12 protein-coding genes are annotated in these 13,805 nt (G+C 44.9%); 6 read left to right on the top strand and 6 right to left on the bottom strand.

What is annotated here, in order from left to right; translation table 11 throughout:
• Positions 1-123: 123 nt before the first annotated feature.
• The 4 genes from ABD772_RS12670 to ABD772_RS12655 all read left to right on the top strand — a co-directional run bounded on the left by ABD772_RS12670 (position 124) and on the right by ABD772_RS12655 (position 2,973).
• The gene (locus tag ABD772_RS12670) at positions 124-702 is read left to right on the top strand and encodes a LemA family protein (RefSeq protein ID WP_345104918.1); all 579 of its coding nucleotides are present in this window, start codon (positions 124-126) and stop codon (positions 700-702) included.
• Positions 703-791: 89 nt separating this feature from the next.
• Positions 792-1,229 (top strand): TPM domain-containing protein, encoded by a 438-nt coding sequence (locus ABD772_RS12665; protein WP_345104916.1) that lies wholly within the window; start codon positions 792-794, stop codon positions 1,227-1,229.
• 11 nt (positions 1,230-1,240) lie between these two features.
• Positions 1,241-2,038, top strand: a complete 798-nt coding sequence (locus ABD772_RS12660; RefSeq protein ID WP_345104914.1) for a TPM domain-containing protein — start codon at positions 1,241-1,243, stop codon at positions 2,036-2,038.
• A 380-nt stretch (positions 2,039-2,418) separates the two neighbouring features.
• Positions 2,419-2,973 carry an NUDIX hydrolase gene (locus ABD772_RS12655; protein ID WP_345104910.1) on the top strand — a complete coding sequence of 185 codons (555 nt, stop codon included), beginning with the start codon at positions 2,419-2,421 and terminating at the stop codon, positions 2,971-2,973.
• Positions 2,974-3,042: 69 nt separating this feature from the next.
• Here the strand turns inward: ABD772_RS12655 and ABD772_RS12650 are convergent, their stop codons facing one another.
• The 4 genes from ABD772_RS12650 to polA all read right to left on the bottom strand — a co-directional run bounded on the left by ABD772_RS12650 (position 3,043) and on the right by polA (position 11,715).
• Positions 3,043-4,305 (bottom strand): glucose-1-phosphate adenylyltransferase, encoded by a 1,263-nt coding sequence (locus ABD772_RS12650; RefSeq protein WP_345104908.1) that lies wholly within the window; start codon positions 4,303-4,305, stop codon positions 3,043-3,045.
• Positions 4,302-5,732 carry a glycogen synthase gene (locus tag ABD772_RS12645; protein WP_345104906.1) on the bottom strand — a complete coding sequence of 477 codons (1,431 nt, stop codon included), beginning with the start codon at positions 5,730-5,732 and terminating at the stop codon, positions 4,302-4,304. Before ABD772_RS12645 ends, ABD772_RS12650 begins: the two co-directional genes overlap by 4 nt.
• A 263-nt stretch (positions 5,733-5,995) precedes the next feature.
• Positions 5,996-8,833: a family 43 glycosylhydrolase gene (locus tag ABD772_RS12640; protein WP_345104903.1), complete on the bottom strand. Its 2,838-nt coding sequence runs from the start codon at positions 8,831-8,833 to the stop codon at positions 5,996-5,998.
• A gap of 65 nt (positions 8,834-8,898) precedes the next feature.
• Entirely contained in the window at positions 8,899-11,715 is a 2,817-nt protein-coding gene (gene polA, locus ABD772_RS12635; protein WP_345104900.1) for a DNA polymerase I, read from the bottom strand.
• Positions 11,716-11,775: 60 nt separating this feature from the next.
• Here polA and ABD772_RS12630 point away from each other — a divergent pair, with 60 nt between their 5' ends.
• On the top strand, positions 11,776-12,030 hold the full coding sequence (locus ABD772_RS12630; protein ID WP_345104897.1) for a hypothetical protein: 255 nt from the start codon (positions 11,776-11,778) through the stop codon (positions 12,028-12,030).
• A gap of 11 nt (positions 12,031-12,041) precedes the next feature.
• Here the strand turns inward: ABD772_RS12630 and ABD772_RS12625 are convergent, their stop codons facing one another.
• On the bottom strand, positions 12,042-12,596 hold the full coding sequence (locus ABD772_RS12625; RefSeq protein ID WP_345104894.1) for a DNA-3-methyladenine glycosylase I: 555 nt from the start codon (positions 12,594-12,596) through the stop codon (positions 12,042-12,044).
• A 116-nt stretch (positions 12,597-12,712) separates the two neighbouring features.
• On the bottom strand, positions 12,713-13,063 hold the full coding sequence (locus tag ABD772_RS12620) for a carboxymuconolactone decarboxylase family protein (protein ID WP_345104892.1): 351 nt from the start codon (positions 13,061-13,063) through the stop codon (positions 12,713-12,715).
• Positions 13,064-13,148: 85 nt separating this feature from the next.
• On the opposite strand from ABD772_RS12620, the gene ABD772_RS12615 reads away from it, so the two are divergent.
• Positions 13,149-13,559, top strand: coding sequence for a VOC family protein (locus ABD772_RS12615; protein ID WP_345104888.1), 411 nt, complete (start codon positions 13,149-13,151; stop codon positions 13,557-13,559).
• The last annotated feature ends 246 nt before the right edge of the window (positions 13,560-13,805 follow it).

Genomic DNA, 13,805 nt, shown 5'->3' with positions numbered 1-13,805 from the left:
TAATTGATTAATTGATTTAATTTATATTTACAACAGCTATTGCCATAATGACATTCAAAAACGTTTTTTGTAACAACGGTATAGCGTTTGCATCTAAAATCAAAAACAACTAAAAATAAGAAAATGAAAAAGCTATTCACAGCAATATTAGTTATCGTGGCAGCAATGTCATTAAGTTCATGCAGTTACAACAGCATGGTGCAGATGGACGAGAACGTTAAGGCCAAATGGGGTGTGGTACAAACCCAGTATCAGCGCCGCGCAGATTTGATACCTAACCTGGTTGAAGCCGTTAAAGGTGCTGCTAACTTCGAAAAGAGTACATTGACTGATGTGATCAATGCCCGTGCTAAGGCGACCTCTGTGCAGGTTGATCCGTCGAAATTAACTCCTGAGTCCATCAAAGCTTTCCAGGCTGCACAAGGTCAGTTAAGTTCAGCTTTAGGCAGATTGATGGTAGTAAGCGAAAACTACCCCGACCTGAAGACCAATCAAAACTTTTTAGGTTTACAGGCTCAGTTAGAAGGCACCGAGAACCGTATTACCGTTGCCCGTAACGACTTCAATGAGGCCGTTCAACAATACAACACCAAGATACGCTCGTTCCCGGCTAATATTACTGCCAAAATGTTCAGCTTTACCGAAAAAGGTTACTTCCAGGCCGAAGCAGGTTCTGACAGAGCGCCGAAGGTGAAATTTTAATTATTGAATTATAGAGTTACTGAATTATTGAATGGCCAGTGTTAGTTATTCAATAATTCAGTAATTCTATAACTCCAACTTAAGTCCACATGGCCCTATTTACTGACGAAGAACAACAACGTATCCGCGAGGCGATAGCCGAGGCCGAAAAACATACTTCGGGCGAACTGCGGGTTTGTCTCGAAAAAACCTGCAGCGAAGAAGTACTTGATCGCGCAGCAAAATATTTTTACCAGCTGGATATGGATAAAACCAAGCTGCGTAATGGTGTATTGATCTATGTAGCGATGGTCGACCGTAAATTTGCCATTATTGGCGATGCCGGTATAAATGCAGTAGTAGCTACTGATTTTTGGGACAGCACCAAAGAGGATATGCTGAACCATTTTAAAACCGGCGATATTGTAGAAGGTATTGTTACCGGAGTTAAAATTGCCGGCAAACAGTTAGGTAAATATTTCCCGCACGATTTAAACAGCGACACCAACGAGCTAAGTGATGATGTTGCCTTTATGGATGGCGATTAGAACTTAAGACAATGTTTAAGAAAATATTATTATTTATTGGGTTGGTGTTTTACGCCTGCGGCGTTTTTGCCCAGGAGCTGCCACCTAAGTCGAACACCCTGGTAACCGACTATACCAACACTTTATCGGCTGATGAAAGACAGAGGCTTGAAGATAAATTAGTGGCATTTAATGACTCTACATCGTCGCAAATTGCCATTGTAATGATCCATTCTATTGGTGATTATGATGTAAACGACTATGCCCAAAAATTAGGGCGGGCCTGGGGCATCGGCCAAAAAGGCAAGAATAATGGTATTGTTATCCTGGTAGCTAAAGACGACCATAAACTTTCTATCCAAACCGGGTATGGCATGGAAGGTGCCCTGCCAGATGTAATTACCCAGCAGATACGCGTAAATGACATGAACCCTCGCTTTAAGCAAGGGCAGTTTTACGAAGGTTTGGATGCAGGAGTAGACGATATTATCAAATACACTAAGGGCGAGTATAAAGCCGATTCAAATACTCAAAAAGGTCACAAGAAGGATGGAGGTTCGGCCGGGTTTATTGTGATCATCGTTATCGTTATTCTGATCATGGTATTCCGTAACCGTGGCGGCGGCGGTGGCGGCCGCGTTATTGGCAGCCGTGGTGCTGCAAGTCCATTCTGGTGGTTTTTGGCAGGTAATGCCCTGGGCCGTGGTAGCGGCGGTGGTGGTTGGGGAGGTTTCTCGGGCGGCGGCGGCGGTTTTGGTGGCGGCGGCGGTGGTTTCGGCGGTTTTGGTGGTGGCAGCTTTGGCGGAGGCGGCTCGGGTGGCAGTTGGTAGACACGATTTAGAGATTGGTTTGATTTAAGGGGTTTGACTTTGCGATTAGACTAAAAATTGATTTTGCCATTGCGCGGCTGGAACGACGAAGCAATCGCGTGCGTTCAAGCCGTCTTACGTGCGGTTGCATGCTACGCAGACCATGAAAAAAAGCAACGTTGTCATTTCCGAACATAGCGAGAACTACGCTATTGAGCGGAGCGAAACAGTCTATATACCGACATTCACACCATGCTCAGCGTGTGTATAGATCTCTCCCGTTGGTCGAGATGACATAGAAGGCGAATATTGTCATTGAACCTTTAGAGGCGCCAGATTTTAGGCCTCATGATGACAAAGTTGAAAATTGTGCAATTTAATTCATCTATAAAACAAATTAAATGAGTAATAACCTGGAATGGAAAATTTGCCATTCAGAATATATACACAAGGGCCCCTGGGCCACTTTGCGGTCTGATAAATGCGAGATGCCAGATGGTCGCATTGTAGAGCAATATTACGTACTTGAATATCCTAACTGGGTAAATGCAGTTGCACTGACAGCCGACAATAAAGTTTTAATGGTGCGCCAGTATCGCCATGCGGCTAATATAGTGTCGCTGGAAATCCCAGGTGGCGTTATTGACGGAGATGAAGCCCCTGAGGCAGCGATGCGCCGGGAGCTTTTAGAAGAAACCGGCTACCAGTTTGATGATATAGAGCTGATCAGCGTTGTCTATCCAAATCCATCTACTGCTAATAATAAAACTTTTTGTTACCTGGCTAAAGGCGGCATAAAAGTGCAGGAACAATCGCTGGACGAGCATGAAGAACTGATCGTGGAAGAATATACCATCGAGGAAGTAAAACAATTATTGGCCGATAATAAGATAGCCCAGTCATTGCATTGCACCGGATTGTTTTATGCTTTTATGAAGTTAGGCGAGTTGCAATAACTATAGTTTATAGAAATTTTTGTCATTGCGAGTGCAGCAATCGCGAACCCCTCGCAATGACAATTAAATTTAAATCACCGTTCCATTCGGTATCACAGCGCGTTTTTTAATCACCACAATGCCATCTTGTACGGTGTGTGTTGAATAGTCGCCATTTGGCAATGGTTCGCCACAGTTAATAATAACGTCGTTACCTATGTAGGTATTTTTATCGATAATGGCATTTTTGATCTGGCATCTGTCGCCAATACCCATAATAGGCTGGCCATTTTGCTGGCACTCTTCAATTTGCTCAAGTGTTTGATAGTTATCGCTACCCATAATATAGCAATTCTCAATAGTTGTATCAAAACCAATGCGGGTACGAATACCCACTACTGAGCGAACGATATGACTGGCGTTGATGATACAGCCATCGGCCACAATAGCCTTTTCCATGTGCGTGCCCGAAACTTTCGACGGGGGCAGCATGCGCGCCCGGGTAAAGATGTAGTTCTTATCGAACAGGTTAAATTGCGGGATGTCGTCAGTTAAACCCAGGTTGGCGTCAAAGAACGACGGGATGGTACCGATGTCGGTCCAGTAACCTTCATACTGGTAGCTTAACACACGGTGGCTGTCGATAGACTGGGGGATGATCTCTTTACCAAAATCGGGATGATTATTACCTTGCAGTATCTCAAATAAAAGTTTGCGGTTAAAAATATAAATACCCATTGAAGCCAGGTAGGTGCGCTTCTGGGCTTTCATCTCATCGCTTACTTCCGACTGTAAGTATTCAAAATCAGTTTTGGGTTTTTCAACAAACTGTGTTATGAAGCTTTCCTCGTCAGTTTTTAAAATACCAAAGCCCGGCACGTCGTTGGCATGAACGGGGATGGTGGCAATAGAGATATCAGCTTTACGCTCTATGTGCTCATGCAGCATATGGTCAAAGTCCATCTGGTATAACTGATCGCCCGACAGGATCAATACATAATCAAACTCATGGACGGCCAGGTGATGCAAGCTCTGGCGCACCGCATCGGCTGTGCCCTGGAACCATGATCCGCTGGTGGGGGTTTGCTCGGCTGCAAGGATATCAACAAACGCCTCACTGAAATTGCTGAAGTGGTAAGTGTTTTTGATATGCTTATTCAACGACGCCGAGTTAAACTGCGTTAACACATAAATGCGCGTAATGCCCGAATGCAGACAGTTGGAAATCGGGATGTCGACCAAACGGTATTTGCCTGCAATAGGCACGGCCGGTTTGGAGCGTGTTGCAGTTAGGGGATACAAACGGCTGCCCTGGCCACCGCCAAGAACAATGCAAATTACACTAGATGTCATATTGTCGTTGTTGAAATGATGCTTTTATATAGTTCCATATATTGCTTGGCGGATTTATCCCACGAGAAATCGAGAGCCATCATCCGTTTACGTAATGTTTGCATTTTTTTATGATCGGCATAAAGTTCTATAGCCCGGCTTATTGAATAGCAAATGTCTTCTACACTGGTATTGTTGTATCGTATGCCATAGCCGCCTTTATCGCCAAAATCAATTACTGTATCTTTCAGCCCGCCGGTGCTGCGTACCATAGGTACGGTGCCATAGCGTAAGGAGTACAGCTGGTTCAATCCGCAAGGTTCAACCCGGCTTGGCATCAACAGGAAATCTGAACCTGCATAGCACAGGTGCGCTAATTCTTCGTTGTAACCAATATATACATTGCAACCGCCCGGAAACTTCTCTTTCAATTCCTGCAACTCTTTTTCGGTATCCGGATCGCCTGTCCCCAGTATCAGGAAGTTTACCTTACCTGCATAATCTGTCAGGCTGGTTTCTACGGCTGCAGGCAGCACGTCCGCACCTTTCTCAACTACCAGTCGCCCGATAAAATTGACCACCGGTTTAGCCGGATCAAGGTTAAACCGGGCGCACAGGGCTTCTTTATTTTCTTTTTTACCCGCGGTTACTTTAAGTGCCTCGTATTTTGCTGCAATCATCGGGTCGGTGGCGGGGTTCCATACTTCGGTGTCGATGCCGTTTATTATGCCGATCCCTTTATCGCGTTCTAAAAAGAAAAGGTATTCCAACCCGTTCGAGTTATGCGAAAGTTCATCAAGGTAGCTTGGCGACACGGTAGTGTACCTATCAGCACAGCGTACAGCTGATGCCAGTGGATTAATACCACCGCTCCAGTCAAGCAGGCCGGTTTTAGACAGGTCAATTTCAGGCAGGTAAGACAACTTATCCCAACCAAAAGCGCCATGATATTGCCCGTTATGAATAGTAAATACGGTAGGCGTATTTGCCAATCGAGCGTATAGCTTAGAGTATTTTAATAAAAATGGCACCAGCCCTGAATGGTGATCGTGGCAATGGATGATATCGGGCGATTGCTGCGAGTAGCTTATCCAATCCAAAAAAGCAAGCTGGAAGGATATGAACTGCTCGGTCTCGTCAGGGTAGCTATAAATATTTTCGCGATCGACAAGACCCGGTATTTTAACCAGATAAAGGGGGAAGCCCAGTTTATTGGTTTTTTCTCTTAGTATCTCAAAATATAACCTGCGCGTGCCCAATAAAGTAGCGCTTTGGAAGACCGTTTCAAACTCATTTTCGCGGATAAACTTGCGGTCGTAAAAAGGCATCACTACTGCAGCGTCAAGCCCGGCCAGGTTTTGGTATTTAGGGAGTGCACCCACAACGTCGGCAAGGCCGCCAACTTTGGCAACCGGGTAACATTCGGCACTGAGGTGATATATTTTCATGGATGTTATATGCTGTGATCAAGGTACTAAACATTCGGGTAAATAAACAAACACATAATTTGAAAAAAGTGTTTTTATAACTATAAATATTTGTCGCTATTGCACCCCAAATTACGACAATGATAATTTGCGCGAATATTTATACTGGTAAATTAGGATAATTGTAATTTGTAACCCTTTGCTGTCCGTAATGATATGTAACAGCGCGGATCACCTGAGTTTTGGAATTTGGATATCCAATAGTAGGCCGACGATGTCAAAAACTACTTTTCAAATAAAGTACTGCCGTTGTAAGTAACCGCCATATCTTTTCCAAACAAACCAACTTGCGATGCCGGCCATGAGCCGCTAATTTCGGCAACTTGTTTGCCGTCAAGAAATAGCACTACTTTATCGGCTAATTTCACCGCACGCAGATTATAATCGGATGTTTGGTCCTCGACGGTGTAAAGTTTATAAACGTGAACGTTGTTGTCGGCGACGGAACTGGTAAGCCTGATCGCATCGGCAGTTATTTTATCGAACTGTATTTTATTTACTGCCTGGTCATCGCGACCTACAACCTTAAAGTCAAGCGGATGCCACTCGCCATTGTTGCGATAAAATATATTAAGTAAATCAAAGGTGTTGGTTTTAAAGTCACGCATGTTGTAAATCGACTTTGCAATTTCCAGCGATGACAGTTCAGTGTTTTTCTTCAACCGGTAAAACCTGGTTATGCCATCTCCATATTTAGGATCAGGGTATTTGGCTATAGTTCGTTTAAGGGGCAGTTTTAAATTGGCTACCTTGTTTCCTTTCAGCTTTCCGGAAACAACAAGATCGCCGCTTTCAAAATCTATTCCTGCCTGCAGGTAATTGTCTTTATCAATATAAATTGGGTATATCCCTGCCAGCCCTTTATTGGGTTTTGTATTTTCGTTGTCGTTTTTGTACAGTTGGGTTGCAAATTCATATTGGCTAAGCCTATCGCCCTTAAACACAGCATAATTGCTTTTTTCTTCAACATGCGATATTCCGTCAGAAGATATGACCCATTTGCCTTTGGCATTTTGGTCATTAACCGATTTGTTCCAGCCGGTAATTGTCGAATTGTACTCGTCCCATCCCGGAGTATAAATGGCGCCGTCAAATGATGCAGTGCTTCTTTCGGTAAATACTCCCGGGATGCCCTGTGCAGTAAACGAGGTGTGGATTTTGTTATTGCCGGGTGCCGGGTTGTCATCAATCAGCACGTCAAAGCGGGTGTCATTTTTATATATGGATAAACTATGGTAGACATCGAAATTAAATTGAGGCGATAGCTTATTCTTTTTAATGGTTTCTTTGCCATCTTTCACCAGCCTTGAGATCCAGCTTCCTTCTTTTTGGTTGAACCCGATCTCCAATAAATTATTTGGCCCTGCATAATAGGCTATAATACCCGAGTTCCCGTTTTTAGGCGAGTTGTTTTTTACACCGATCTTGAAAAGATAATTAGCAGATTTACGGCTTTTGATCAAAGCAAAACCCCTGTTTAATAGCCCGGTTTGTGTTAGTTCATCATTTTGTACCTGCCATTTGCCGGATTTTATATCCCATTTGGCTTTAACGCCGGCCTTATCGGCAGCGTTAAAGTTATCGCCAAATAGTGGCTGCGATGGGTTTGGATGGTATCCGGCGGTCCTGCTGCCTGTAGGGCCGTCAACCGTTAGCTCCTGGTTGTTAAAAAGTACGCGATCAATAAACTGGCCGCGGCGGCCGCCGTTCTTGATGCCAAAATACACCAGCCACCACTCAAATCCGTTAGGCCCCTTAACAATATTGGGTTGGCCGGGATTGAACAATATATCGTCGCCCTGCTTATTCAAGGGGTCAACCAGATCGACATCTAAATTACAACCTCTTCTTCCTTTTTTGCTATGGATAGCAATTACATTGTTGCCTGCTTTTAATTTTTGTATTATTTCTTTACTCAGATCAATGGTTGCATAATTAGCCCCCTCACTTTTGTAAACCGATTGCCCATCAACATAAATTTCTGCCGGGCCGGTATGATTAACCAGTAACTGGAGGTGGTTTGATGGGGCGGGCTTCATGGTAAAGTGCTTTCTTACCCAAATGTCGTCGCTGCTCCAGTCGGTCTGTGGCCTGATGGTGGTGCTGCCTTTCATGGTCTGATTGCCGAACCCTTTGTCGCCGCTTTCCCACCCTGATTCTGCAAAGCCGGTGCTTGTCCAATTATCGGACGGCTTATCAAACGTATACTTCCAGTTACTAAAAGCCTCAACTGACGAGGTGAAGAAATACCGTTGTTCTTCGGGATTGTCCGTCAGGTTTTGCTGCACCACAGGCTGAGTGTATTTAGCCCCACTGTTAAAACCCAGCGGATCATCAGCTACGGAAACACCTAATGCATAGTTCCCGTATTCATTAGCGGTATGGTTTGCATTATACATCAGGTAATATTTCGAACGGTATTTCATTACCCAGGGGCCTTCATTCACATTATTATCAACTCGCTCCCAGGTATCTGGCAGCGAGTTGAAGAGATATTTAGGCTGACTTTTAAACGTCCAGGGATCAACCATTTGTTGGCCCCAAATGGTATTGCCATCGGTAAATTTTACGGTATAAAAATAAAAGGTGCTATCGCTATTGATGAATAGGTTGGCGTCTATCCGGCTGTCAAACCAGTTTTTTTTATCAGGCTCTACATAAGGACCCAGGATATTGTCGGCAACAGCATGTCCTACATGAACAACTACGTCTTTTGGCCCCCAATAATTAACCGACCAATAAAAATGAAATTTGCCGTTCCAATAGTGTATATCGGCGGCGTGGATCTGGTTGTCGCCAAAAGGCTTTCCCTTTGTCCAATCGTTATCCATTGAAAAAACATGAACCGGCCCGGTCCATTTCACCAAATCGTCCGAGATATAATAACCGCCATTTGTAGCCACCCCTGCCAGGTAATATTTGCCGTTAAAGTTAATTACGCCTGCGTCCGCAACTCCTTCCAGCACCGGGTTGTTCTGCGCATATAGCGGCCGACTTTGCAATGTTAAGCATAGTACAATAAGGGCAAGATGGGCTGTTAACTCTTTTATTTTTTTTCTCATGATGAAAAATCTGCGGGCAGATAGAGTTTGGTTAGCTATTGGTTCTGAAAATCTAAAGAAGGACATTAATGCGCCTCCAACCAATTAACACCCTCGCCAATTTCAACAATAATAGGCACAGTAGTTTTAATGGCGTTTTTCATTCTGTCCATGATAATCGGTTTCACAATTTCCAGCTCATGTTTAGGTACATCAAACACCAACTCATCATGTACCTGCATGGTCATGCGGCTATCCAGCTTAAGGTCTTTAAATTCTTTGTGGATATTGATCATGGCGATCTTGATCATATCGGCAGCCGAACCTTGTATTGGAGCGTTAATGGCATTTCGCTCGGCAAAACCGCGAACTGTTGCGTTGCCCGAGTTAATATCGCGCAGGTACCGGCGCCGGCCCATTAGCGTGGTTACGTAGCCATTTTCGCGGGCGAAGTTCATGGTGTCGCTCATATATTGTTTAATGCCTGGGAATTGCAGAAAATAGTTTTCAATGATCTCGGCAGCTTCTTTACGTGGGATGCCCAGGTTTTGCGACAAACCAAAAGCAGACTGCCCATAAATAATACCGAAGTTCACCGCTTTGGCATTACGGCGCTGTGTGCCGTCAACCGCATCGACAGATACGCCATAGACATTGGCAGCTGTAGCTGTATGGATATCTATGCCTTGTACAAAGGCCTCCATCATGTTGGCGTCTTTGCTGATCTCGGCGATGATACGGAGTTCGATCTGCGAGTAATCCGCAGAAACAATAATATGGTTGTCATCCCTCGGTATAAAGGCCTTGCGCACCTCGCGCCCGCGCTCAGTCCGGATCGGAATATTCTGTAAGTTAGGGTTTGTCGAGCTTAACCGGCCGGTAGCTGCGACTGCCTGGTTGTAGCTGGTGTGCACCCGCCCGGTTTTTTGGTTAACCATCTGCGGCAGCGCATCAACATATGTAGACTTTAACTTTTGTAGTTGACGATAATCCAAAATATCACGTACAATGTCGCTTTTGTTGGCTAATGACAGCAGTACATCCTCGCCGGTTTGATACTGGCCGGTTTTGGTTTTTTTTGCTTTAGGGTCAAGCATTAGTTTTTCAAACAATACTTCGCCCAACTGTTTGGGCGATGCGATGTTGAAACGAACGCCGGCTTTTTCGTAAACGGTTTTCTCTAATTTGGCAATGTCGCCTTCCAGTTCCTTTGAGAAATCTTTTAAGGTGCTGTGATCTATGCGTACGCCCTCATGCTCGATGTCGGCCAATACATAGATCAAGGGGTTTTCAATTTTATGCAGCAATTCTTCGGCACCTACGGCTTTTATTTTGGGCTCGAAAACTTCTTTCAGTTGCAGGGTGATGTCTGCATCCTCGGCGGCGTATTCTTTGATCCTCTCAATGTCTACATCGCGCATGTTACCCTGGTTCTTTCCTTTTGGTCCGATGAGTTCTGTTATCGACACCGGCTTGTAGCTCAGGTAATTTTCACTCAGCACATCCATACCATGGCGGGTATCCGGGTCGATGATGTAATGTGCCATCATGGTATCAAATAAATCGCCGCAAACCCCAACGTCGTACCATTTCAGCATCAGGATATCAAACTTCAGATTTTGGCCAATCTTGCCGATGGCAGGATCTTCCATAACCTCTTTAAACTCGGTCACAATAGCTTTTACTTCCTGCTGATCGGTAGGAACCGGTACATACCAGCCCTCGGTAGCTTTTACCGAAAAGGACAGGCCAACCAACTCGCAATTATTAGCGTCCGTGCCGGTAGTTTCAGTATCAAAGCAAAAGCTTTTTTGTTTTTTAAGGATAGTGATAAGCTCGGCACGTTTTTCTTTGGTGTCGGCCAAATAATATTGGTGAGGTACGTTATTAATGTTTTTGGCTGCGGTTTCAAATGCAGGCTCTTTGATATCCTGAATATCCACTGTCAGCGTTGTACGGCCTTCGGCTACGGGCGCGCCGAACATATCAATCTGGGTACCCGCAGATACCGCTTTTATTTCTGTGATGCTAAAGTCGTCGCCAAAAACCCGACGGCCCAAAGTTCTGAACTCCAGTTCGGCAAACAGCGGCTCCAATAGCTCGCGGCTTGGGTCGCAAATTTCCAGTCCGGCCTCATCCAGTTCAACCGGCGAGTTTAAATTAATAGTCGCCAATTTCTTGGATAACAAGCCCTGCTCGGCAAAAGCTTCGACGTTTTCCTTTAGTTTTCCTTTCAGTTCATGGCTGTTAGCAATAATGCCCTCTACCGATCCGTATTGTTTGATCAGTGCTTTAGCGGTTTTCTCGCCGACACCGGGAATGCCCGGAATGCCATCCACGGCATCGCCCCATAAACCCAAAATGTCTATTACTTGCTCCGGGCGTTCAATCTCCCACTTAGCTAATACTTCCGGCACACCCAATATTTCCATGCCGTTGCCCATGCGGGCAGGTTTGTAGATGAAAATATTTTCGGATACCAGCTGGGCGAAATCCTTATCGGGTGTCATGCAATAAACCTGATAGCCCTTCTGTTCGGCTTTTTTAGCCAGGGTACCTATGATATCATCGGCCTCATAACCATCAGCGGTAATTACCGGGATATTGAAACCCAGTACTAGTTTAATGATATAAGGCAGAGCTGCCGAAAGATCCTCAGGCATTTGCTCACGATGGGCTTTGTAGGCCGCAAAATCAGTGTGGCGTTCGGTCGGCGCGTCGGTATCAAATGCTACGGCCATATGAGTTGGCTTTTCCTTTTTCAACACATCTAACAGCGTATTGGTAAAACCCATCACCGCCGATGTATTTATACCGCCCGAAGTAAAACGTGGCGTCTTGCTTAAAGCAAAATGAGCCCGGTATATCAGGGCCATACCATCTAAAAGAAAAAGCTTTTTCATGATTTATAATTTCGCGATGTGGTTTGATTACACCGATTTGATTCTGATTACACCGATGCTATGATCAATCTTTTCAAAAATACAATTTATGTTGGTTATGGAAATAAGATTGTTCAGCATTGCGGTGCACTCACCCGGCTTTGCTTCGCTTCTTTTGTTGTCCTGAACGGAGTGAAGGATCTGCAAATACTATTGGTCGCCCGGCAGATGCTTCGCTTTGCTCGGCATGACAAACTTTTTTTGTTAGCCACTCAACACAACCCTCTTTACCGCTTGCGGAAGGGAGTGGCGACCAGCGAAGCGTTGTCCGGGTGAGTCCAGGCCTGTTATTTAAAACTGCATTCCGGCACATGGTCATTCACCATACCCGTAGCCTGCATGTGGGCATAGCAAATAGTGCTGCCGAAAAACTTAAACCCGCGCTTTTTCATATCCTTACTAATAGCATCCGACTCGGGCGAGGTTGCCGGTGTTTTACCCGAGGTATTGTTGATAGGCTTACCGTTGGGCATAAAGCTGTACATGTATTTGTCAAACGAGCCAAACTCCTTTTGTGTCTCCAGAAATAGTTGCGCATTTTTAATAGCGGCGATAATCTTTAACCGGTTACGGATTATGCCGGCATCCTGCATTAACCGCTCCATGTCTTCATTGTTAAAGGCTGCTACCTTATGTACGTCAAAATTGGCAAAAGCTTTTTTGTAATTTTCGCGACGGCGCAAAATGGTGATCCAGCTCAAGCCGGCTTGCGCCGCTTCCAGGATCAAAAATTCAAACAATATCTTATCGTCATGCGTGATCTTGCCCCATTCTTTGTCGTGGTATTCCATGTACAGGGGGTCGGTGCCGCACCAGGAGCAGCGGTGTAATTGATCTGTCATATTAAATATTTTGTAGAGACGCGGTGCTTCGCGTCCGAATGTGCAATTTAATGGTTTGTTATGGCATCAATTAATCGGCGTAAAAGACGCGAGGCATCGCGTCTCTACGTTTCGCATTAATTCGCCGCTTCATTCAGTTCATCCCAGTATTCAACAGCCTTTCTGTAGTGCGGAATCACAATCGATCCACCCACCAAATTGGCGATCATAAATACCTCATTCATCTCATCGTTATTTACACCGGCCTCATGGCATTTGCCCAGGTGGTATTTAATGCAATCGTCGCAGCGCAAAACCATCGAGGCTACCAGGCCCATCATTTCTTTGGTTTTTACGTCCAGCGCGCCGTCGGCGTAGGTGGTGGTGTCAAGCGCGAAGAACCGTTTGATATTGGTATTGGCTGTCTCCATGATCCTATCGTTCATTTTGGTGCGATAGCTTTCAAAGTCGTTTATTAATTTACCCATGATGATGTATGTTTTTGTAGAAGATGCGATGCTTCGCATCTTGATCGTGCAATTTAACGGTGGATAATTACAATGCCATAAAGTTATGAATTCCATTATCTTTATCGGGGCATTAACAGCCACAAACATCCGGATGATCAACTTTAAACGCGCCGACCATATCAATATATGTGTAGCTCCCCGCCAATTAGAAGCTGCACGTGATTTCTATGCCAACGTACTCGGCCTTAAACCCATACCGCGCCCCGACCATGTTTTTGATACGCCGGGCTATTGGTTTTTAATTGGTGATATTGAATTGCACATTGGTGTAGAACAACCTGTCGGACTTACTTTCAGGCATACTGCTTTTGAGGTTAGCAACCTCTCTGCTGTGCGCGGGCATCTGGAAGCGAATGGTATCGCTATTTGTGAAGAGCCTGTCATTAAAGGCCGCAATCGCTTTACGTTTTTAGATCCCTTTGGGAATAGGATGGAGTTGTTGGAGTATAGTTAATAATCCGGTTCTACTTGTCGCCCGTATACCGCTCATGGCCGCTAGGGCTGGCTTTTTCCTTAGATGAAAAAGGACCAAAAAATCAAGCCAATCCAATCGCTTCAGCCGCACAGGCCAGACTCCCGGCCCGGTGGATTGGCAGGCCTTTACCCGCTTTTTTTGATTTTTAATTTCAATATAATGCTCAACGTGAGCATAAAGCCGTCAGCTGTTTGGTTTCGGTGGGCCGATGCTTAAATTGAGAAT

This window comes from Mucilaginibacter panaciglaebae (genome assembly GCF_039539265.1).
Classification (GTDB): Bacteria; Bacteroidota; Bacteroidia; order Sphingobacteriales; family Sphingobacteriaceae; genus Mucilaginibacter; species Mucilaginibacter panaciglaebae.
The sequence above is the reverse complement of the archived record's forward strand: the minus strand, read 5'-3'. Positions and strand labels throughout refer to the sequence as shown.

Coding starts and splice junctions, on each gene's coding strand:
- ABD772_RS12660 (WP_345104914.1), top strand. CDS start 1,241: ATGTTTAAGAAAATATTATTATTTATTGGGTTGGTGTTTTACGCCTGC.
- ABD772_RS12630 (WP_345104897.1), top strand. CDS start 11,776: ATGATCAATCTTTTCAAAAATACAATTTATGTTGGTTATGGAAATAAG.
- ABD772_RS12615 (WP_345104888.1), top strand. CDS start 13,149: ATGAATTCCATTATCTTTATCGGGGCATTAACAGCCACAAACATCCGG.
- ABD772_RS12650 (WP_345104908.1), bottom strand. CDS start 4,305: ATGACATCTAGTGTAATTTGCATTGTTCTTGGCGGTGGCCAGGGCAGC.
- ABD772_RS12670 (WP_345104918.1), top strand. CDS start 124: ATGAAAAAGCTATTCACAGCAATATTAGTTATCGTGGCAGCAATGTCA.
- ABD772_RS12640 (WP_345104903.1), bottom strand. CDS start 8,833: ATGAGAAAAAAAATAAAAGAGTTAACAGCCCATCTTGCCCTTATTGTA.
- ABD772_RS12645 (WP_345104906.1), bottom strand. CDS start 5,732: ATGAAAATATATCACCTCAGTGCCGAATGTTACCCGGTTGCCAAAGTT.
- ABD772_RS12620 (WP_345104892.1), bottom strand. CDS start 13,063: ATGGGTAAATTAATAAACGACTTTGAAAGCTATCGCACCAAAATGAAC.
- ABD772_RS12655 (WP_345104910.1), top strand. CDS start 2,419: ATGAGTAATAACCTGGAATGGAAAATTTGCCATTCAGAATATATACAC.
- ABD772_RS12665 (WP_345104916.1), top strand. CDS start 792: ATGGCCCTATTTACTGACGAAGAACAACAACGTATCCGCGAGGCGATA.
- polA (WP_345104900.1), bottom strand. CDS start 11,715: ATGAAAAAGCTTTTTCTTTTAGATGGTATGGCCCTGATATACCGGGCT.
- ABD772_RS12625 (WP_345104894.1), bottom strand. CDS start 12,596: ATGACAGATCAATTACACCGCTGCTCCTGGTGCGGCACCGACCCCCTG.